20 protein-coding genes are annotated in these 20,914 nt (G+C 59.7%); 13 read left to right on the top strand and 7 right to left on the bottom strand.

The features are described 5' to 3' along the window. Nucleotides 1–906, top strand: a complete 906-nt coding sequence (locus BSZ35_RS03690; protein ID WP_105011184.1) for a universal stress protein — start codon at nt 1–3, stop codon at nt 904–906. On the opposite strand, the gene BSZ35_RS03685 is transcribed toward BSZ35_RS03690, so the two are convergent. Further along, complete coding sequence (locus BSZ35_RS03685; RefSeq protein WP_105011183.1) at nt 903–1,559, bottom strand: copper homeostasis protein CutC; 657 nt, start codon at nt 1,557–1,559, stop codon at nt 903–905. The two genes, BSZ35_RS03690 and BSZ35_RS03685, sit on opposite strands and share 4 nt — an antisense overlap. A 439-nt stretch (nt 1,560–1,998) precedes the next feature. Between BSZ35_RS03685 and BSZ35_RS03680 the strand changes: the two genes are divergently transcribed. Continuing rightward, nucleotides 1,999–2,403 carry a DUF4332 domain-containing protein gene (locus BSZ35_RS03680; RefSeq protein ID WP_105011182.1) on the top strand — a complete coding sequence of 135 codons (405 nt, stop codon included), beginning with the start codon at nt 1,999–2,001 and terminating at the stop codon, nt 2,401–2,403. Nucleotides 2,404–2,457: 54 nt separating this feature from the next. Further along, complete coding sequence (locus BSZ35_RS03675) at nt 2,458–2,916, top strand: BON domain-containing protein (protein ID WP_105011181.1); 459 nt, start codon at nt 2,458–2,460, stop codon at nt 2,914–2,916. Nucleotides 2,917–3,041: 125 nt separating this feature from the next. On the opposite strand, the gene BSZ35_RS03670 is transcribed toward BSZ35_RS03675, so the two are convergent. The 3 genes from BSZ35_RS03670 to BSZ35_RS03660 all read right to left on the bottom strand — a co-directional run bounded on the left by BSZ35_RS03670 (nt 3,042) and on the right by BSZ35_RS03660 (nt 5,563). Then, on the bottom strand, nt 3,042–4,229 hold the full coding sequence (locus BSZ35_RS03670) for a hypothetical protein (protein WP_146109989.1): 1,188 nt from the start codon (nt 4,227–4,229) through the stop codon (nt 3,042–3,044). A gap of 214 nt (nt 4,230–4,443) precedes the next feature. Beyond that, nucleotides 4,444–5,073, bottom strand: a complete 630-nt coding sequence (locus BSZ35_RS03665; protein ID WP_105011179.1) for an NYN domain-containing protein — start codon at nt 5,071–5,073, stop codon at nt 4,444–4,446. Nucleotides 5,074–5,119: 46 nt separating this feature from the next. Then, on the bottom strand, nt 5,120–5,563 hold the full coding sequence (locus tag BSZ35_RS03660) for a hypothetical protein (protein WP_105011178.1): 444 nt from the start codon (nt 5,561–5,563) through the stop codon (nt 5,120–5,122). Nucleotides 5,564–6,033: 470 nt separating this feature from the next. Here BSZ35_RS03660 and BSZ35_RS03655 point away from each other — a divergent pair, with 470 nt between their 5' ends. Further along, nucleotides 6,034–6,846, top strand: coding sequence for an SDR family oxidoreductase (locus tag BSZ35_RS03655; protein WP_105011177.1), 813 nt, complete (start codon nt 6,034–6,036; stop codon nt 6,844–6,846). A gap of 90 nt (nt 6,847–6,936) precedes the next feature. Here the strand turns inward: BSZ35_RS03655 and BSZ35_RS03650 are convergent, their stop codons facing one another. Both BSZ35_RS03650 and apaG read right to left on the bottom strand, forming a co-directional pair. After that, nucleotides 6,937–7,944: an alpha/beta fold hydrolase gene (locus tag BSZ35_RS03650; RefSeq protein WP_105011176.1), complete on the bottom strand. Its 1,008-nt coding sequence runs from the start codon at nt 7,942–7,944 to the stop codon at nt 6,937–6,939. Between the two features lie 271 nt (nt 7,945–8,215). Then, nucleotides 8,216–8,599, bottom strand: a complete 384-nt coding sequence (gene apaG / locus BSZ35_RS03645) for a Co2+/Mg2+ efflux protein ApaG (protein ID WP_105011175.1) — start codon at nt 8,597–8,599, stop codon at nt 8,216–8,218. 457 nt (nt 8,600–9,056) lie between these two features. On the opposite strand from apaG, the gene BSZ35_RS19710 reads away from it, so the two are divergent. The 9 genes from BSZ35_RS19710 to BSZ35_RS03600 all read left to right on the top strand — a co-directional run bounded on the left by BSZ35_RS19710 (nt 9,057) and on the right by BSZ35_RS03600 (nt 20,187). Beyond that, the gene (locus BSZ35_RS19710; RefSeq protein ID WP_219846576.1) at nt 9,057–9,197 is read left to right on the top strand and encodes a hypothetical protein; all 141 of its coding nucleotides are present in this window, start codon (nt 9,057–9,059) and stop codon (nt 9,195–9,197) included. 206 nt (nt 9,198–9,403) lie between these two features. Beyond that, nucleotides 9,404–10,606 carry a hypothetical protein gene (locus BSZ35_RS03635; RefSeq protein WP_105011173.1) on the top strand — a complete coding sequence of 401 codons (1,203 nt, stop codon included), beginning with the start codon at nt 9,404–9,406 and terminating at the stop codon, nt 10,604–10,606. Between the two features lie 233 nt (nt 10,607–10,839). Next, a complete protein-coding gene (locus BSZ35_RS03630; protein WP_105011172.1) occupies nt 10,840–12,075 on the top strand; it encodes an ABC transporter permease in 1,236 nt (411 codons plus the stop codon). A gap of 52 nt (nt 12,076–12,127) precedes the next feature. Then, complete coding sequence (locus BSZ35_RS03625; protein ID WP_105011171.1) at nt 12,128–13,348, top strand: ABC transporter permease; 1,221 nt, start codon at nt 12,128–12,130, stop codon at nt 13,346–13,348. Between the two features lie 49 nt (nt 13,349–13,397). Next, nucleotides 13,398–14,846, top strand: a complete 1,449-nt coding sequence (locus BSZ35_RS03620) for a TolC family protein (protein ID WP_258096060.1) — start codon at nt 13,398–13,400, stop codon at nt 14,844–14,846. A 66-nt stretch (nt 14,847–14,912) separates the two neighbouring features. Beyond that, complete coding sequence (locus BSZ35_RS03615) at nt 14,913–16,283, top strand: efflux RND transporter periplasmic adaptor subunit (protein ID WP_105011169.1); 1,371 nt, start codon at nt 14,913–14,915, stop codon at nt 16,281–16,283. 53 nt (nt 16,284–16,336) lie between these two features. Then, nucleotides 16,337–17,101 carry an ABC transporter ATP-binding protein gene (locus tag BSZ35_RS03610; RefSeq protein WP_105011168.1) on the top strand — a complete coding sequence of 255 codons (765 nt, stop codon included), beginning with the start codon at nt 16,337–16,339 and terminating at the stop codon, nt 17,099–17,101. Between the two features lie 320 nt (nt 17,102–17,421). Beyond that, a complete protein-coding gene (locus BSZ35_RS03605; protein ID WP_146109988.1) occupies nt 17,422–18,255 on the top strand; it encodes a hypothetical protein in 834 nt (277 codons plus the stop codon). A gap of 135 nt (nt 18,256–18,390) precedes the next feature. After that, nucleotides 18,391–20,187: an ABC transporter ATP-binding protein gene (locus BSZ35_RS03600; RefSeq protein WP_105011166.1), complete on the top strand. Its 1,797-nt coding sequence runs from the start codon at nt 18,391–18,393 to the stop codon at nt 20,185–20,187. Nucleotides 20,188–20,223: 36 nt separating this feature from the next. Here BSZ35_RS03600 and BSZ35_RS03595 read toward each other — a convergent pair whose 3' ends face one another. Then, complete coding sequence (locus BSZ35_RS03595) at nt 20,224–20,724, bottom strand: hypothetical protein (RefSeq protein ID WP_258096059.1); 501 nt, start codon at nt 20,722–20,724, stop codon at nt 20,224–20,226. Between the last annotated feature and the right edge of the window lie 190 nt (nt 20,725–20,914).

Raw genomic sequence — 20,914 nt, 5'->3', positions numbered from 1 at the left:
ATGATCCATCTTACTCGTATTCTCTTCCCGACCGACGGCTCTCCCTGTGCCGAACGGGCCCGTCGACACGCCGCTCATCTTGCTCAGCGCTTCGATGCCGAGCTTCACGTCATCCGGGTCGAGGAGCGCGATGCGGAGCTTTCAGATGTTATCGAGGTCTGCAGTGACGATGTTCTGGCCGACCTGCATGCCCCTATGGAGAGGACGGCCGTAGCGGAGCCGCAGATGCATGAACGGCGGGTCGTCCACCGGTCGGCGGCGGAGGGCATTCTCTCGTATGCAACCGAGCACGACGTGGACCTCATCGTGCTGGGGACGCATGGGCGACGCGGCGTCCGACGCCTCCTGCTGGGCAGTGTGGCCGAGGAGGTCGTGCGTCGGTCGTCGTGTCCGGTGCTCACGGTGGGGCGCGGGGACGGGTCCCCTGGTGCTCTCGAGGGACGATCGCTGCTGGTGCCTGTCGACTTCTCGGACGCGCAGGCATCTCTGCTGGGACACGCTCGCGAAATCGCTCTCAGCTATGGGTTGTCGCTGACCCTCCTCCATGTGGTTGAGCGACAGATTCCACCGGATGTGTACGGGCTCCAGTTTGATCTTCCGTCGACGAAGATGCTTGCTGAGCGTGCCCGCGAGGCGCTGGCCACACCGGCCGCTGCCCTCCGCGACGAGGGATTGGACGTGACGATTGAGGTGGGCACGGGGAACGTCGCCGACACGATTGTGAACGCGGCCGAAGAGGCGGGGGTGCTCGCGATTGCAACGCACGGCCGGACGGGATTGGAGCGGATGTTTATGGGAAGTGTGGCCGAGACGGTCGTGCGGCAGGCCCAGTGCCCGGTGTTTACGGTGAAGTCGTTCGGAAAATCACTGGTGCGGACCAGAGTCGATCACGAGGAGGACCGCTAGGACGCCTCCAGTCCTGCAATGAGATCGGGGATGGCAGAGGCGCGGGCATGCACCTCTGTCAGCCCGGTGGCTTCCACCAGTGGACGCACGTGGTCGCCGCGGATCCGGCCTCCGCCCAGGACGGTCAAATCGTCTCCACATGTCTCCACGAGTGCTCGAAGGGTCTCTCGACCCTCCCACGCCGTGTCCGCGCCCCCGGAGGTCAATACGCGCGAGACGTCTGCCCGAATCAAGGAGTTCACTTCTGTGAGTGGATCGTCAACCTCATCGAACGCACGGTGAAAGGTGACGGGGCGTCCGTCGGCCGCCTGAACCACCTCTTCCACGGCCGCCCGATCGACGTGTCCGTCCTCGTCCAGCATCCCGACCACAACCCCGTCCGCCCCAAGCTGCACGAGGGAGGCGACGGTGTCGGCAAGGGCATCTACCTCCGTGGGCGTCAGGCGAAAAGAATCAGCGTGGGGACGAACAAGCACGAACGTTGGCCCCGGCCCGTTGGAGAGGACCGTGGTAACGTCGGATCTGGGTGGGGTCAAGCCCCCGATGCTCAATTCCTGACACAACTCCACCCGGTCGACCCCTGCGTTGAAGCAGGCTGTTGCTTCTTCGGGGGAGGTAACGCAGGCTTCGACGAGAACGGATGTTTCGCTCATTGCATGTGGGAGACGGTGAGAGAACTGCTAATCGAACCCCCGACCGGCATAAGGTCTGGCTCGCGTTCGGCGGGATTGGTCCCTGTTTCCGCAGCGATTTCTTCGGGAGGGCCCCCGCGCCGGTGGATCGGCCGTGTGCGCATGGGTTCGGCAAAATCAGGAAGCACGGACTGCGTCAACGCTCAGGCGAGCAGACGTTTCCAGTGGGCGGGTCGACTGGGAGCGTCCTCCTTTGTCGACACGACGCATCTTTGGAGGACGGAGGCCTACGCCGGTCGTTTCTCCTGAATCGCACTTCGGGCGAACGCGATCGTCGGACGATGGCGCCACTTTCGGTTCGTACTCACATTCTCGTTGACAAAATCGGGCGTACCGCGTACGAAGGGGGTCCCTCACCCGATTCTGGGTGGTGTTACTCACCAACACAACGAGGAAAACAATGTCAGCACTTACGTCAATTGAAGGCATCGGTCCCCAACGCGCAGCGGTCCTGAAAAAACAGGGCGTCGGAAGCGTCGAAAAACTCCTGGACGCCGGTCGCACGCGCGTGTCACGCATACGGTTGGCCTCGGCCACCGGCATCGATGAGGACAGAATCCTTCGGTTCGTCAATCACGCCGACCTGATGCGGGTGAAGGGCATCGGCGGGGAGTATGCCGAGCTGCTGGAAGCCGCCGGAGTCGATAGCGTGGTCGAGCTCGCACAGCGCAATGCCGCTCGGCTTCACGAGCGACTGGTCGAGGTGAACGACGAACGATCGCTCGTGCGTGCCTTGCCCGCGGCGTCCCGTGTGCGGCAGTGGATCAAACAGGCAAAACAGCTTGCCCGCGTGGTTCAGCACTGACCCTTTCGGGAGCAGCGATCCTTCATTTCTCCATCCAACCGAATTCGTACGTCTATGGGCATCATCAGCTTTATCAAAAATATGGGGCGCGACGTCGAGGGCGACACGGAGCAGGTCCTCCTCGACACCTTTCGCAAAAAACTTCCCAACCTCCTCTCAAACCTTAAGGTGACCATGTCGGACGGCACCGTGATCCTCACCGGAGAGGCCTCGTCCGACGCCGTGCGCGAGAAGGCCATTCTTTTGGCCGGCAACGTCCAGGGCATAGAGGCCGTGGATGCCGATGGGCTCACGGTTGCAGCGCCGCAGGGTGGGGGCGGCGTGGCCACGATGACAGAGCCCACCTTCTACACGGTGAAGAAGGGGGATACGCTGTCTAAGATCGCGAAAGCGGAATACGGGAGCGCCGGACAATGGCGTGCCTTGTTCGACGCCAATCGCGAGATCATTGAGGACCCAGATCTGATCTATCCCGGCCAGATGATTCGCATTCCGGGCCGGGGTACGGAGTAGGGGCCTGGATAATCAGCCGAGGAGAGTGAGAAAAAGCCCCTGCGCAGCGCTGTGCGACGGGACTTTTTCATGGGGGTACGCCCCTTTGAAATTGTCTCTCGCTAGACTCAATCAGAACGACAAAGTTATACATCTTCATTGGGTCTATTAGGAGAACCTTCCATCATACCCTTGAAAGATCTGAGGTGACACATGACAATGGGCCAATTTATTCTGTCTACAAACTCAGAGAATGACATTTTATTCTCGATTTTGTTCGAAAAAGAGTCCACCCACTCGTGATATTTCCAACCACTCCTCTGGAGTAGAGCTCTTCTTTTTATCAAGACGCTTATTTCTACATCTAACTTGTAAGGTTTTACATCCTCGCTATCTAAATTCATGTATAGATCCTCGAAACCCCTAGGCAAATTTTTGGTCATCCCATCAAATTTTATTGCCATGCTCATTACAATACGGCTATTTTCCATCCTCAATTTTCCGGGCCCTGGTCTTTCTATTTCGGTACCCCTCGGAAGAACAAGCTCAAATTTTTCATACAGTGTGCCGTTTGAGCCATAAACACTTACTATCTCTTGACCTTCTGGAACACCCTCTAATATTGACGAGCCAACGAAAGCATCTCTCTCATCTAGTGGTTTGGAAAGAGTTGAAAGAATTCTATTTTCTATAAGTATTTTTGGTATATCTTCTCGTTCTATTTTGGTCACCTCTTTATCTACCTCCTCAACGTCATTGAAATAGCTATCCAAATGTTTTGAGAGGTAGTCCAATATTACGAATTCTGTTGCCTCTATCAGTATATCTTCTGACTTTCCTACCTCTATAAAGCTCTCATCTGTCCTAACTATTGATATATATTCGGTGTCTTCTCCCCTTTTATCTATATCTTCTTTATTTTTGCTATTTTCTGTATTATACTCAACCAATCTTTCATTATTCCATTTGTCTTTCAGTGATTCGTTCTCTGCAAATGAAGCATTAAAAACCTTGCTAAGTTCTTCAGAAAAGTCATACCTAGGTATTCCTATTGGTCTTTTATTTTCATTAGAAATTATAACCGCAGATGTATAAGATATTTCAGATTTTCTTTCGCTCATAAGTAAATATCCTAGATAAAGTATAGAAAGTGTTATTACTATAATGCCAATCCATAACTGGTAGTTATCATTGTTTGGGAGTAGGTTTAATATCCCACTTGTCGTCAGGTTTACACCTACCGCAAGAACGGCAGCAATAATAAATATCCTAATTACCTCCCTTCTTTTATTTAGCGTGCTCTGAATTCTGCCTGAAATATTTTTATTTGGCATAGGTGATAAAAGGTATGATTATGTCAATATATATAACGTGGAAGCTGGGGTGCAGAGGGCGGAAAAACACCCAACAGAATTCTGTCCGGTCAAAATACCAACAGCGGAGACCATTTCAGTCCTGTGGCATTGTCACTCCTGGACAGCGAAGGCGAAACCACCTAACAGACCGCGATTGACGGCGGCATCTGCCCTCCGTCACCTCCAGCGGGGATTATGTGCGTCTTGAATCAGATTCGGCGTAGGGCCTGCTGGTCATCGACAGAGCCTTCGCATCCCGCGTCTTTTCAAGAAACGTAACTGAATCATAGTAGTCTTCGAGTGGGATATAAGCCCCTACTTCTTGTGCCCATTGCTTCAGGCTGTCATTGCACGCATTATCCCACGAAATCACCTCAATGCCCCATCCTTCTTGGTACATACGCTCGAGATCCGCATGGAACCCAATACCAGTTTCGTATCCGGCGCCATCTCCAGTGAGCAGCACAGCAGTTTGAGGAGAATCGTTGTCTGCCATAGCTCTGAGCATGTGGACCTGGAGGGTCTGGTCCACACCTTGTTCTGTGCCGGATTCATCTCCTCTCTCGTATAATTCTACTTCGACACCCATATCTCGGATATTGTCCCAGAGGGCTTTCAGTTCAGGGGGGACTGACCCAGCACAAAACGCAGATCCAACTTCTCGTCCGAAGCGAGCCAGTCTGTAGAGATTCTCAAAATGTATCCTGACCTTACGTTCAGCCCATGGGCCTTCTTCCTCAGCAGCGACGTACTGTGCGGGTATGAACACATTCGAGTTGTCCCAGAAGATGTGCGCCTCTCCTTCCATAGCTGATGGAGCCATAACCGAGCAAACTGTGTTTGGAAGAGATAATCAGTGCAGAGTATGGTTAAAGATGAACTGGACCTTCAGGGCTATAGTCATCGGACTGACCGAATCGCGTGTCACAGCTTCCACATTTTCGGACACTTGTACCGTTCTGAGAGAACTGCAGAGGAACCAAATCACCGTCACTGAAGCAAACTGGACAGAAATAGATCCCCGACTCTTTATGGCGATAAGCTTTTCTACCTGAAAAGGTGTGTCCGTTGCGTTCAATTTCGTCAACCTCGAACTTGCTTTCATCAATCTTCTCAAGCTCCTCGATTCTGTCCCTCATTTGCTGTGCCTCATCCTGTAGTGTCAGGAGCAGTTGCTGAGTTTCCAGAAGCTGCTCCTGCAAATCAATGACCGCTTGGTTTACTTCGGTTTCGGTATCCAAGCTCTGGATACCCCCCGCAATATCTTTGGCTGCCTTCAGACTTTTATATGCAGCCGTGAGCTCGTTTACCATGATTTCTCCAGCTTAAGAAAACTCGTACGAAAGCACATAATATATCCTAGGCCGATCCATTCCGTGTTACGTCACGGAACCGCTCGGCATACCACGAAGCGGAGGGGACGGTAGGTCTCTCGTCTCCAGGAGGATACACAGAACGAAGAGAGCAATATCCCGACCGGGTCGGCATAATCCCGGATATAACACGTTCTGTGGACCGCCTGCTGTGCGCCTAAAGCATAAGATGTGTCTTGTCGCGAATCAACGCACAAATTTGGGGTGTTCGGGCAACACCCCGGTTCTGTCCATCCCCCTCGACAGACCGCGCGCCGTCCCATACCGATCCGTGCGAACGTATCAATACATTTTCCCACGCACGTGGTGAACCGTCCATCATTTGAGCAACAACGGGCTTTACAAACCTCTTCACGGATCGGTAGATTGGGAGCGCACGCTTTGCTCATCAATTGCCTCTTCTGCACGACATGGACCTTGGACTCACCGACCGAACGGCATTCGTGGCCGGCGCCAGCAAAGGGCTCGGCTATGCAGCTGCACGCGAACTCGCCCAGGAGGGGTGTCGCGTCGCCCTTTGTTCTCGGAATGAGGCCCGCATCACGGCGGCGGCCGACGATCTGCGCGACGAGGCCGATGTGCCCGACGATCGCGTGCTGCCGCTCGTTTGTGACGTGACGGACGAGGCGGCCGTACAGGCGGCCGTCGAGGAGACAGTGGATACGTTCGGCGGCCTGAATGTGCTCGTGACGAACGCTGGCGGGCCGCCCTCGGGCGCGGCGACGGACGTGGACCGTGCGGACTACCGGGAGGCGGTGGAGTTGAACCTCATGAGCACCATCTCGATGTGCGAGGCGGCGCTTCCGCACCTCCGCACCGCAGCGGCGGAGGACGACCACGCCCGCATTATCATGGTCACCAGCGTGTCCGCCAAGCAGCCCATTCCTACGCTCGCCCTCTCCAACACGGCCCGCGCCGGGGTCCAGGGCTACGCCAAGAGCCTGGCCGACGACGTGGGGCCGAGCGGCATTACGGTGAACACGGTCCTGCCCGGCTACACCCGCACGGCGCGGCTTGAAGACCTGGCCGATGACATTCAAGCGGAGACGGGGCAGTCCTACGACGAGATTGAGGCCGACTGGGCCGATCAGAACGCGCTGCCGCGCATTGGGGAGCCGGAGGAGTTTGCCGCGACCGTCACGTTTCTTGCCAGTGCCCGCGCCGGATACGTGACCGGCGTGGCCATGCCGGTCGACGGCGGACGAAGCAAGCACGTGCTCTGATGGCAGGGTGTATTGCCTTCCCGATAGGCTTGAGGCTCGTTCGCCTTCGGCCTTCAGGGCTGCCAACGGAGGTGGGGGGGCGTCCGAAGATCACTCGCCCGTCAGGAAGGGCATCAGGGCCTCGAAGAACGCGTCGGGCGCTTCCCAGTGCGGCATCAAGCCCCCCGGGACCGTCTTGTGGGTGAGGGCGTGGGGATTCTGGTCGAGGAGGTTGGGAAGCTGGTCAAAGCGCTGGATGGTGGGCCCGGGGGTTTCTGGGGAGAGGAGGAGCGTCGGGCGGTAGAGCCGTCCGTAGATTTCCGGGCCCACACTGTCGAGGAAGAGCGAGCCCTCCACAAAGCGTCGCGGGGCGTGGGCCGCGCCGCGGACGTGGGTCGTGGTGTAGGCGTAGTCTACGAGCGCGTCCGGCACCGCGTCGGCGTCGAGGAAGACCTGACGCTCGTAGTAGTCACGGAGGGACGAGCGTCGCGTGAGGCGGTAGTACAGCAATTCAAAGACGCCGGTGCGCCCCGCGATCGCCAGTCCCGCTCGTCCTATCATAGAGGGGCCGCGCTCGGACGTGAGGCCCGTGGGCGAGATGAGAGCGAGACGGCGGACGCGGGGGGCGGCCTGGAGACCCATCCATCCGGCGTACTCGCACCCCAGGGAGAGAGCGACAAGGTCGGCTGGTTCGTCCACAACGTCTGTGAGGACGTGGTAGAGTTGACGGCCGAAGACGTCAGGGGCATAGTCCAGATCGGGCCGGTCCGAGCCGCCGAAGCCCAGCCAGTCGACGGCGTAGAGGGGCCGATCGGTGGTCGCAGCTAGGTGGTCGGCGATCGGGGCCATCTCAGCGCTTGAGGCCGCAGCGTTGAAGCTGTGGAGCAGGATCACCGGGACGCCCGTGCCGGGGCGGACGTACAGCTGGGCCCGTCCATGAGGAACCTCCAGGGAGTGCGTCGACCAGTCGAGGGCCGGAGGAAGAGCAGAGGGAGGGGGAAGGGTTTGCTGGTAGGCCCACCGGGTGGCGGCAAGGCCCGCATACGCGCCAGCGATGGCGCTGCCGGCCGTAAGAGCACTGCGGAGAACCGAGGAGGACGACGGGCGATCAGCAGACATGGAGTGAGGAGTCGGCGTGAGAGGAACGGGGGCGCTTGAACGAGGCGCCCACGCCGACGTTCGGGGTCTCCTTCTGCTTTAGGAGGACCGGCACCCTACGGGCCCGAGATGATGCCCCCCGGCGGAGCCCGGTACGCAATCCGGGGAGGCAGCCGCATACGCCCGGCCCTGCGTTTGGTCTACGAGTGCATCGGCATCGAACGTAGAAACGAGCGGAAATGAGAACAGGCCCCTCAATGTAGGGTCTCGCTGAGAGGTGCCCCATACATTGCTAGTTTGCGGCGGCATGCAGGTGAAACGAGGGCACCGGCACGCGGAACTGCTCGCCGTCGGCCCGCTGGACGAGGTAGTTGCCTTCCACCGTTCCGTTAAACGACGTGATGGTACAGGATCCGTCGTGCACGTGACTCTCGCCCGGGGCAATGACGGGATGGCCGGGAAGATCGGCGTCCCCTTCTAGGTCTTGACGACTTCCGTCGTCCTCGTGCACAATCCATCGGCGTCGGAGAAGCTGCACCTTCGCCGACCCCTCATTTTCGATCGTAACCGCGTACCCAAACGTAAACTGACGCTTGAGCAGGTCCGACGGGCCGTCGAGGTAGATGGGCCGTACGGTGACTGCAATATCACGTTTGGTTGCTGCGTAGGTAACCATAGACACGGGAGCAAATCCAGAGGATTGCGAACGGAAAGAGCACACCACTCGATACAACGTGAGGCAAACCCCGTGTGAGATGACATGCCGTTTGATGAATACATTGTAACAAAAAAGAAACGCGCACGATGAAAGCCCTTTTCTTTCAGGGTGTGAAAAGGTGTCGGCCCTTTCCCGACGAATACAATGAGCGTCGATTTGAGAATGGGGTCCTGCTGAAAAGGAACGGGCTACATTTCGGTCTCCCTTGTTTTGAAATTCGCGTCCTGCTCGGATTGAGTATTCGCTCGGGAGGACGGAAGCGACTAGTGGAGTGGACGACTGTCCTACAACGCGACGGGACCGTTCACTGATGGGGGACGTCTCCAATCTCCGTATCATTCCGTATCAGACACTCGCCGACAGCCGGGTAGAGGTCTGCACCGTCGCTAATTGTATACAAACCAAAGGGGGCATCATGAACGGTCGAAAAGAGAGCAAGACGCGAGAGGTAGATCGCCAGACTCGTGAGAAGGGCAAGTGGACGGGGATTGGGTTTGTTGTGATTGTCATTGGCATTGCGGTCGCGGTGCTTCTTCTCATCCTAGGCACGGTATGACATCCAGGCGCTTGGGACGTCGAATCGCCGTTGAGGGAGGAGTCCTGGCGTAGGATTGGTCGCGAAAAAGGGCGATTCGTCGTCTGTAGAAGGCGACTCGTCGCACAGCAGGCATCATATATTAGGCATGGAGGTTAGTGCACATGCCAGTCGTCAGGAGAGGTGGCCGCTGGGTTCCGATTCGTTGTCATCAGCCTGCGATTATAATGAACAACCGCCGACTCTCGCTTTGGGGATTTCTCTTTGTGCTCGGGGCGTTTGTCCTCACCGCGTGCGAGCCCTACATGAGCATGACCGACCAACTTCCGGTGCAGGCGCGGCGGGCCGCGACGCTGCTTCCGGAGCAGCCCCGCTATGTGGGGATGGTCAACATTGAAACTGTGTTTCAGCAGGTGGGGGACCTCCGAAATCAGAATTTTGCCGACAGTCTCCGACAAACGGACCATCCGCTGATGCGGGCGTTTATGGACGCTACAGGGATGGATCCGAATTCGGATCTGAACGTCGCGTATGGAGCGCTGGAGGGAAACAAGGCGATTAGCGTGGTGCTGTTTGCTGATCTGGCCCCGGAACAATTGGACCGATATCTCGACCGAGCGCCTCGGAATGCCGGACGCACGAGTACGTATCAGGGACGTCCCGTGTATCATCTCGCGCTGGGAGAACGGGAGGCGTCGTCCTCTGACACGCTCACGGTTGCCTTTGTGGACGAGGGGACGATGGCCGTGTCGAATGACGTCGAGCGCGTAAGAGCAATGGTCGATCGCCATCAGTCCGCTCAGGGCACGAATCTCCTTTCAAATGATACGTACATGGACCTGGTGAAGCGGGTGGGGCGGGGCAATACGGCCTGGCTCGTGGGGAGCGACGTTGTGGAGGCCGCCCTGCAGGACTCGTCGGGGGGAGAAACGGCAGTGGCTTCGGTGGAAGGTGCTCCGCCCGTGAACCAGGCAGGGCTGCAGAATGCGTTGTCCGAGTGGTCGGATCGAGTGCTTGGGCTGTCGGAGGTGTCGGCCATCGGGGGGCGTGCCAGTGCGAAGTTTGGACAGCTCAAGAGTCGCCTTCAGGATCAGGCCATCTCGATCACCCTCACGGAGACCGCGCTGGAGGGGCAGGTTTACTTGACGATGCGGGACAACGCGAGTGCGTCGAGTGTGGTGGACGTGGCCGAGGGCGCAGTGGCGATGTTGAAACTGTCGGGAGACAATCTCGATGAGCGTCATCGCGACCTGCTTGACGAGGTGACGATCGAGCGCGACGGTCCGATTGTGCACGTCCAGTTTTCGCTCGATCGCGGGACGCTGCAGAATGAAATGCGTGCTGAGCGGGAGCGTCCTAACATTCGTCGGGCCGATTCGCCCGTTCGTCCCGTAATCTCGTCGATTCGTCGAACAGGCAGCATCAAGTAGGACGCTCCACGGTTGGATCGCCTGCTACTCGGGGGCTGCAACCCATACGCCGATGGGCCTGTCTACTGGCATGTCGGTCCTGGGGAAAAAGAGGGGGAAGAGGGGCGATTGCATAACCGTTCACGGGGGGCGTCGTCGCGGGCGGAGATGAACGACCGCCGCCTCCCCGACAGGACGAGCCTCAGGTCCAGTGTGAGCCGCTTCGTGCTACACTCACTCCGATTTTTAGTGCTGTGCGTCGTTTTGTATTCGAAATCGTCGAAGGCGTCCGGATCGCCGGTCAGGCCATCTGGGCAAACAAGATGCGGTCGGTGCTCACCACCCTCGGGATTGTGATCGGCATTGCATCGGTGACGGGCATGGCGACGGTAATCAACGGCATTGAGGCAGGTTTTCAGCAGTCACTATCGTCGCTCGGGTCGAACGTGCTCCACGTGCAGGTGTGGCCGATGGGGGGGACCAACCAGTGGTGGAAGTACATCAATCGTCCCGAAATCGACCCGTCGGTGGCGGATGCGATTGACCGCCGGTCGCGCTACGCCGAGGCCACCATGGCCAGCGTGAACGAGTCGTATCTGGTAAGCCGACGCGACCAGTCGCTCGAAGGGGTGACGGTCAATGGCGTTGGGGCCAACTACCCGCGCATTCAGAGCGTGGGACTTCAGCGAGGCCGGTTTTTTAGTCGGAGCGAAGCGCGCTCGGCGCGGTCTGTCATTGTGCTCGGGGCCAGGGTGGCCGACGAAATGTTTCCGATCGTGTCGCCGCTCGGCAAGGAGGTCTCGGTGGGGGGACATCGGTTCGATGTGATTGGGGTCTTGAAGGAGCAGGGGGGTGGGCTCTTTGGAGGCGGGCTGGACGGAGAGGTGCTGATTCCGTTTGACACCTTCGACGCGCGGTGGGGAGTACGGGATCGAGGCGTAGAGGTAAAGGTGAAGGTGGCGCCCTCGACGACCATGACGGAGGCCGAAAGTGAGATTATTGGCATTGTGCGGGTGGAGCGCGGGCTGCGGCCCACGGAGGAGAACAACTTCGAGGTGGGCCAGCAGTCCGATGTGCGCGAGCAGTTTGCCCCGGTCAAGCGAGGAATTTATGGGGTGGGCATCTTCCTGACGGCCCTCGCACTATTGGTGGGAGGCATCGGGGTCATGAACATCATGTTTGTGTCGGTCAAGGAGCGGACGAAGGAGATCGGCATTCGGAAGGCGGTGGGGGCCAAGAAGCGCACCATTCTCCTACAGTTTTTGATTGAGGCAGTCGTGATTTGCTTCATCGGAGGTCTTATTGGCATCGGCATCTCGGCAGGCATTGCCGCGATGGTCCGCTCGACCCTAGGCGTTGCCGCATCGCTGCCCGTGTCTACTGTCATGCTCGCGTTCGGCATCTGTACGGCGGTGGGAGTGGGGTTTGGGCTTGCGCCGGCCTGGACGGGCGCACAGGCGGAACCGGTGGAGGCCCTCCGGTACGAATAATCGTCTTCGGCAGAGCACCCTTTGGCACCTTTCAACGACACTTCTCCGCGATATGGGACTTCGCGAAGCCTTCGGCTCAGCCCTCGACGCCCTGCGCGCGAACAAGCTGCGCTCGGCACTGACCCTGCTGGGGATGGTGATTGGCATCTTTGCGGTGGTCACGTCGGTGACGGCGGTCGATGTAATTGATGCGTACTTCCAGGATTCGTTGCAGCTTCTGGGGTCGTCCACCTTCACGGTGTCAAAAGATCCCGTGATCAGCTTCGGGGGCGATGACCCGGAAGCCCGGCCGGACATCACCCATGCCCAGGTCGAGCGGCTTGCCGAGCGGGTGTCGTTTCCGGTGGCCCCGCAGGAGTTTTTCGACGTGGGGCGCGCTCAGTTTCAGGGGCGCCGGACGGACAAGGGAAATATTCGGGTCATTGGCACGAACGAGCACGTGCTCACCAACTTTAGTCGGCAGTTGAAGAAGGGGCGGTCCCTAACGGAGGCCGACGTAACGCAGGCTCGGGCGGTGACCCTCATTACCCCGGATATTGCCTCGGAGCTGTTTCCGGCCCGGTCGCCACTGGGGAAATGGGTGCAAATTGAGGGAGGCGAGTATAAGGTCGTTGGGGTTCTGAAGGCGAAAGGAAACTTCCTCGGCAATAGCTTCGACGCCCGCATGTACATGCCCATCACGCACCTTTTGCGGTCGTATGGGGGCGGCCAGCGCGACATTTCGATGATCAGTGTGAGTGCGCCGAGCATGGCCGAGATGCAGACCGCACAGAACGAGGTCATCGGACACATGCGCGTGATCCGTGAGGTCCCGCCGGGCGAGCCGAACAATTTCGAGATCTCGACCAACGAGACCATGCAAAGCTCTTTTCAGCAGTTCACCTCCATCCTCACGCTGGGCGGAGCGGGCATTGGGGCCATTGCGCTGCTGGCAGCGGGGGTGGGCATTATGAACATCATGCTGGTATCCGTTACGGAGCGAACGAAGGAAATCGGGATTCGGAAGGCCGTGGGGGCAACGCGATGGCACATCCTCGGGCAATTCCTCCTGGAGGCCCTGCTTCTCTGTCTAATTGGCGGCGGGCTAGGCATTGCGCTCGGGGTCCTCGTGGGCAACGGAACGGCCTTCTACTTCGACATTGGAGCTTCAATCCCATGGGGATGGGCCGTTGGAAGCATGATCGTCGTCGGCGTCATTGCCCTGGTTTTCGGGCTTTATCCGGCGTACAAGGCCGCCTCCGTTGATCCCATTGAATCGCTTCGGTACGAGTAACTCGACAGTCCTGCACTCTGCGTTTCATTCCACAAATACACCCTGCATTATGCCTCAACGCTTTCGTTCTTGTCTCGCCATTGCCACGTGGGGAGGAGTTGGATTGATGCTTCTGTTGATTGGGGGGCTGACGGAGGTCAGTCGCGCCCAGCAGAGCACGGCTCCTGCCTCCGTGGACACCACACAGATTGCCTTCAACGAGGCCGTGCGTATCGCTCTTGATCAGAACACCGACATCAAACGTGCTCAGGCCGGTGCGAGCGAGGCCAATGTGCAGGTGCAGGCCGAATGGATGGACTTTGCCCCGAACCTGAACGTGACGTCGGATCTGTCCCGACGGTTTGGTCGCAACTTTAGTCAGGTAACCGGGGACTTTACGACTCGCTCGACGGACTTCTTTAACCTGAGTGGTCGGTCGAGCATCACGCTTTTCAACGGGTTCGAGAATGTTGCTTCCCTTCGACAGGCGAACGATCAGGCACGGGCGAGCGAGCAGGACCTGCGCCGAACGCGTCGAGAGGTGGTGTTCACGGTGATGGAGCAGTTTATTGCGCTCGTGGAGAGTCGGGAAAACGTACGAGTCCGGCGTGAGGCCCTGCAGGCACGACGCCAGCAACTTCAGCAGATCCAGGAGTTTGTGGATGCGGGCTCCCGGCCGGTGTCGGATCTGTATCAGCAGCAGGCCGACGTGGCCGACGCCGAGCAGCAGCTTCTGCAGGCCAAACGAGAACGCGAGGTGAATCGGACCCGCATCATTCAGACGCTCCAGTTGAATCCCCGCCGGGCATATACGTTTGCGGTGCCAGAGGTACAGGAGGGAGCATTGGGGGAGAAGACCTACGAATTGTCGGCCCTCATCGACGAGGCCTTTGAGAATCGTCTCGACCTAGAGGTTGCCAAGCAGGAGCGCCGTGCTGCGGAGCATGGCATTCAGTCGGCACGGTCCTCCTACTATCCGAGCCTGTCGGTGGGCGGCAGCTACGGAACCGACTGGACGAGTCGGGGTCGGATTCCGGATCCCAACAATCCCAACGAATTCATCACGCCGAGCTTTAGCAATCAGCTGGACAACAACCGGGGCGGTGGTATCTCGCTCAGCCTGAACATTCCGATTTTCGACCGACTGCAGCGCAATACGCAGGTCGAACGAGCGCAGGTGCAGGCGCAGAATGCGGAGTACGCCCTCCAGGACCAGCGGCAACAGGTGGCATTACAGGTCCGCCAGGCCTACCTCGACTATCAGAACGCCGTTCAGCAGCTGGAGGCGGCCAATAAGCGGCTCCGGGCGGCCGAGCAGGCTCGCACGGCCACCCAGGAGCGGTACAATCTTGGGTCTGCATCGATCGTCGAGCTTCGCAACGCCAACAGTGACTACGTAGACGCGGCCAGCCAGCAGGTGCGGGCGCGCTACAACCTTCTCTTTCAGCAGGAGCAAATCGATTACCACGTCGGCCGCCTGAATCCGGTCGCTCCCATGTTTGGGCAGCAGGACGAGTAGACCTTGGGGGCCCGATTTGGGTTGGATCGTTCCTTTCACACTTCACGAATTACGTCTTACGCAACCATGTCATCCGCAACGAGCACGTCGCGTCGCATTCTCTATTGGGGAGGTGGCCTTCTGGCTGTCGTCCTCATTCTTGGGGGGATTGGATGGGGAATGGGGTGGATCGGCGGCGAGGATCCAGGCCTCTCGATCGAAACGGAGCGGGCCGAGCGCCGCACCGTCACGCAGGTAGTGACGGCCTTCGGGCGAGCGCAGCCGGAGGTCGAGGTCACGATTAGCCCCGACGTATCGGGGGAGATTGTGGCCCTGCCGGTGCAGGAGGGCGACGCCGTGCAGAAGGGCGATCTACTCGCCCGCCTCAAGCCGGACGACTACCAGGCGCAGCTCGACCGACAGCGCGCTCAGGTGTCCCAGCAAAAGGCGGCCCTGGCCGAGCGGCGAGCCGATTCGGTGCAGACGCGCCGCACCTATCAGCGGAAGCAGAAGCTCTACGACAAGGGCGTCATTTCAGAGAGCGAATTTCAGGACGCCGAGTCCGCCTACCGGCAGGCCGTGGCCCGGCTGCAGTCGGCTCGCTACCAGGTTGAGAGTGCAAAGGCGAGCCTGCAGGACGCACGGGAGCAGCTAGAAAAGACACGGCTTTACGCCCCGATGAGCGGGACGGTGAGCAAGCTCGAAGTGGAGGTTGGAGAGCGCGTGGTGGGGACTGCGCAGCGCGCCGGAACGGAAATGATGAACATCGCCCAGCTCGACCGTATGGAGATGGAGGTGGACGTCAATGAGAACGACGTCGTCAACGTGGAGTCGCGGGACACGGCCTCGATCGAGATTGACGCCTATCCCGAGCGCACCTTCCAGGGGGCCGTGACGGAGATTGCGAACTCAGCGCGCATCGAAAATCAGGGCAGTCAGCAGCAGGTTACCAATTTCCCAGTCACGATCCGCGTGCTCGGCGATCCCAACGCTGCGACTGCTTCTACACGAGAGAGTGGCGGCATTTCTCGTCCTGAAGTGCCGGCACGGGAGATGGGTGGCCCGGTCCTTCGTCCTGGCATGAGCGGGTCGGTCGAGATCCAGACCGAGACCGTGGACAACGCCGTGGCGGTGCCCATCCAGGCCGTAACCGTGCGCGACTTCAATGAGGTCCGTTCCGGAACCTCGTCCGACTCGAGCGGAGCGAAGGCGTCGAGGGGGGAGGATTTGCGGAAGGTGGTGTTTGTGGCCGAGGCCGATACTGCGCGCATGGTGGAGGTGACCACCGGGATTGCCGACGATACGCACATGGAGATCCGTGCGGGTCTTGACGAGGGGGCCCGTGTCATCACTGGACCGTACGAGGCCGTCAGTCAGGACTTGGCTCCGGGCACCAAGGTGCAGATGCCGTCTGAGGAGGACGAGGGAAGCGAACAGGTTGTTGCGGCCTCCCAGTAGGCGCAGCGGGGCGTTATCATCGCGGATTTCTTGACCCAATCCCGACCACAGTCATGGTGGCTCAGAGAACCAACGGAACAGCACGCGGCGACGAACGAGCGCTTATCGAGATTTCGGATCTCACGAAGCAGTATATGATGGGGAGTGAAGAGGTGTGGGCGCTCGACGGCATCTCGCTCTCGGTCGAGGAGGGGGAGTATGTGGCCGTCATGGGGCCTTCCGGGTCCGGAAAGTCGACGCTCATGAACATGCTCGGCTGCCTCGATACCCCCACGAGTGGAACCTATCACCTGAGGGGGGAAGATGTGAGCACCTTTACTGACAATGAGCTTGCCGAAATCCGCAATCGGGAGATCGGGTTCGTCTTCCAGACGTTCAATCTGCTGCCCCGGGTCAATTGCCTGCGCAATGCGGAACTCCCGCTCATTTACGCCGGGATGTCCCGGGCGGAACGCCGTGAGCGGGCGGCCGAGGTGCTTCGAGACGTTGGGCTGGGCGACCGGCTCGACCACCGGCCCAATGAGCTTTCGGGCGGTCAACGGCAACGGGTGGCCACGGCTCGCGCGCTCGTCAATCGTCCGGCCCTCCTGCTGGCCGATGAACCGACGGGCAACCTGGACACAGAGACTGGGGCGGAGATCATGCAGTTGTTGGAGGCCCTGCATCGTCGAGGCAACACGATTCTGTTGGTGACCCACGAGGAAGACATTGCCCGCCACGCGCGCCGTATCATTCACCTCCGCGACGGGCGATTAGAGCGAGACGAAACGGTTCACGAACCGGCACTTGCCGACGTGGATATCGCGATAGAGAATTAGTACCAACTCGGGATCATTATGCACGTCACGAGCGGGTCTATATCAGACGGAGGTGTCCTCTTCTGTCGGGAAGGATCTCGCATCGAGGGACGGGATGGGCCGGAAGCAAACGGAGAAGCCCTCGTCGTGCGAACGCGGCCGGTGGGTGCAGACTGACCTGCGGTAAACAGTAGATGTTGTAGTGTGGCCGGATAGGTACCGTTGCCCAGCTGAACAGCGTTTCTTTTCACGATCCAAGGGAGGGCGGTTGAGTGCAGGAAGCCCACGAGGGAGCAGGAGTGTTTGGGCCGTTTTTCGATCATTCAATCCCGCACATTTCCATGATTACTTCCGTGAGTCGTCGTCAGATGGTGGGGCTGTGTCTGCTCTGTTCCGTTCTGGTGGGAATGCCCGTCCAGGCCCAGTCGTCCCGTACGATTACGAAAGAGGCCGATCTGGATGCCGATGGAACCGTCGAGGTTCAGGTCGGGGCTGGGTCCGTGCGCGTCACGACCTGGGAGCGGTCGAGCGTCCGGGCGGCCGTAAAGATAACGGGGGAAAGCAAGAAAGAGATTGAGAACGTGCGGGTGCGAATGGAGGGCAATGCCCGTCGTGTTCGGATTCACACCGAGGGAGGAAGCGGGGGAGAGGGAGGACTGTTGGCCCTGTTCGGATTTGGAGGGCCGAGCGGTCCCGAGTCGCACTACACCTTGCAGGTGCCTGTCACTGCCACGCTATCGGTGGCCAGTGAGCAGGCGCCCGTGGAGGTGCGCGGCCTGAAGGGGGAGGTCACCGTTGAAGGATCCTCTTCGCCTGTTCACCTTCGCAACGTGGCGGGCGACATCACCGTCGCGACGTTTTCCGGATCCCTTGAAGCCGACGGCGTGCGGGGCGGGGTGACGTTTGCCACTTTTTCGGGGGACGCGAGGGTGACGCTTGAGCCGCCGCTCCACGGGCATGAGTTTGCAAGCTTTTCGGGAAGTGCCAACATCATCCTTCCGGCCGACGCGTCGTTCGATCTTCGCACCGACTTTGGGTGGGGCGGGGGCCTTCGTTCAGATTTTCCCCTGCCGGACTCTTCGGCGCAGAGTGACGGAACGGTCTCGGTTGCCGGTGGGGGACCGATGATTGCGTTTGAGAGCTTCAGCGGGGATCTCCATCTGCAGGCAGAGTAGAGGAGATGGGATGTTTCGGTCCTGTTGCTTTGAGCAGGACGCTTCGGAGGGGCGGGCCGAATCCTTAAGGCGCGAGGCAGGTACAGAAGGTTCGTTGCCTCCTCCTTTCTCGTCGCCTGAACGGCCTCAGAATCTATGGCGGACGCCCCCTCCTCCAGTGAACAGTCCCTCCGCCCGGAGCGGCTGTGGACGGCCCTTCGGCGCATCTTTCGGTTGAGCCGTCCCTACTGGCGTCGTCTCGCCGTTGCCCTCGTGTGTACTGCTCTAGGCGCGCTGGTTGCCCTCATCGTGCCGCTCGGACTCCGGGAGCTGGTGGATGCGGTCTTTCGAGAGGGGGATCGCGCGCTCCTCGATCGTCTCACGATCGGGCTCGTCGTCTTATTCGTGTTGCGGGCCGCGCTGTCGTTCGGGGGCAACTACCTGTTGGAGTGGACGGGGGAGCGCGTCGTAACGGATCTTCGGAAGCGGGTGTACCGCCACCTTCATCGGCAGAGCCTCCGGTTCTTCGCCAATCATCGTACGGGCGACCTCACGTCTCGTCTCACCAACGATGTGGGATCGGTCCGCAATGCGGTGACGAAGGCGCTGTCGGAGCTCCTCACACAGTCACTTTCGCTCACGGGGTCAGTGGTGCTCATGGTGCTGCTGAACTGGCGGCTCAGCATGATTATCTTTCTTGTCGTGCCTGCCGTCAGTGGGTTTGCCGTCTACTTTGGGCGCAAGATCCGGGCATTGTCGCGACGGATTCAGGACCGTCTGGCGGATACGACGGCTGTGGCGGAGGAGGCGCTGGCGGCCATTCGCGTCGTGAAGGCCTTTGCCCGCTCCGGCCACGAGGTCGGGCGGTACAACGAGGCTGTGGAGGATCTTTTCGACACGGCGAAGTACCGCGTGCTGGTGTCGACGCTGTTCACCTCCACGGTCGGCCTGCTCTTCTTTGCGGCGCTCGTGGCCGTGTTCTGGTATGGTGGGGTAGAGGTACTGGCGGGACGCTTGACGGAAGGGGACCTCGTAGCGTTTATCTTCTATGCCTTTAACATCGCCCGCAGTGTCAGCGGGGTGTCGCGTCTCTATACGACCTTCAACAGTGCTGCAGGGGCGACGGAACGGCTCTTCGAGCTTTTGGATACGACGCCGGAGCTGCAGGATGCCCCCGACGCTTTTTCGCTTCCCCGCCTACAGGGACGGGTTCGTTTTGAGGCGGTGACGTTTGCGTACGACGAGGGGCACCCCGTTCTCCGAGACATATCCCTCGATGTGGCGGCAGGAGAGACGGTGGCGTTGGTGGGCCCGAGCGGGGCGGGCAAGTCGACCCTCGTGAGTCTGGTGCCCCGTTTCTACGACCCCCAGGACGGACGGATCACCGTAGACGGGCACGACCTTCGGTCTGTGACGCGCGCGTCGTTGCGAGAACAAATTGCGGCGGTGTCGCAGGAAGTGCACCTCTTCAACACCACGATCCGCGAAAACATCCGGTACGGGCGGCTGGAGGCCGACGAGCAGGCGATCGTGGAGGCCGCCCGGGCCGCGAACGCCCACGACTTTATCGTCGGTCTGCCGAACGGCTACGAGGCGGAGGTGGGAGAACGAGGGGTGAAGCTGAGCGGGGGGCAGCGCCAGCGGATCGCCATTGCCCGGGCGCTTCTGCGGGATGCGCGTCTGCTCTTGCTGGACGAGGCCACGTCCTCGCTCGACTCGGCTTCGGAAGCCCTCGTGCAGGAGGCGTTGGAGCGACTCATGGAGGGGCGCACGACCTTTATCATTGCCCATCGCCTGTCCACCGTGCAGGCCGCCGATCGCCTCTTCGTGCTCGATCGCGGGCGGATCGTGCAGCGCGGCACCCACGCGTCCCTCGTTCAGCAGGAGGGGCTCTATCGGGAGTTGGCCTCGTATCAGTTCCGGATGCCGGAGGAAGAAGCGGTGGAGGGATAGGCGTCAACCGCTGAGAGGGGGCGACGCGAGTCGTATTCAATCGGCGTTGCGTAAGGCGTCGAGTGCATCTTGCGCGGCGTCGTCCACAGGAAACGAATCGACACGCTCAGAAAGAGCCGCGACGGTGGTGCCGATCTGCCACGACACCGGAGCGTCCGGGTCCTCCAGCATGCGGCGGTAGAGGATCAGCGAGCGGGCAAAACACGCGCCGGCCTTTTCGGGCTCGTCGCGTTCCCTGTGGGCCTCGCCCATCTCCTGCAGCGTTTGGGCAAGCGATTCGGCGGCCTCCGGCACAAACCGATTCCCCTCGTGGCACAGCTCCAGAAGAGTACTGGGCGGGAGGGTGCGGAGGGCTTCGGCCGAGCCGTCGAGGTGGTCCTTGCAGGCCTGATCAATCATCCGCAGCGTTTCGTCCGGCTGCTCGCGGTGCGACTGCCCGAGGAGGGTGGCAATGGCTTTCGTGAACTGCCGAATCTGCCGCATGAGAACATCCTGGTGAATCATGGCGGAGGGAGCGATGACGAGAAGAGTGAGCATCTATGCACAATGATTTTCTGTGGCCCCCGACCAGTCGTTGAAAATATTACGGTCGATCATCGCATTGCAACCCGAACCGATGGGCACTTGTCTGCGTCTTCTGTGACAGCGTCCTTTTGAGCACGGCCGGGCGGGCATCGGAGGCGATCTGCCCCTGATTACGTCAGGCGTCTATTCTATTTATAATCCA

It is taken from the genome of Salinibacter sp. 10B (genome assembly GCF_002954405.1).
Classification (GTDB): domain Bacteria; phylum Bacteroidota; class Rhodothermia; order Rhodothermales; family Salinibacteraceae; genus Salinibacter.
Note: the sequence above shows the minus strand (reverse complement) of the source record. Positions and strands in the feature narration are given on the sequence as shown.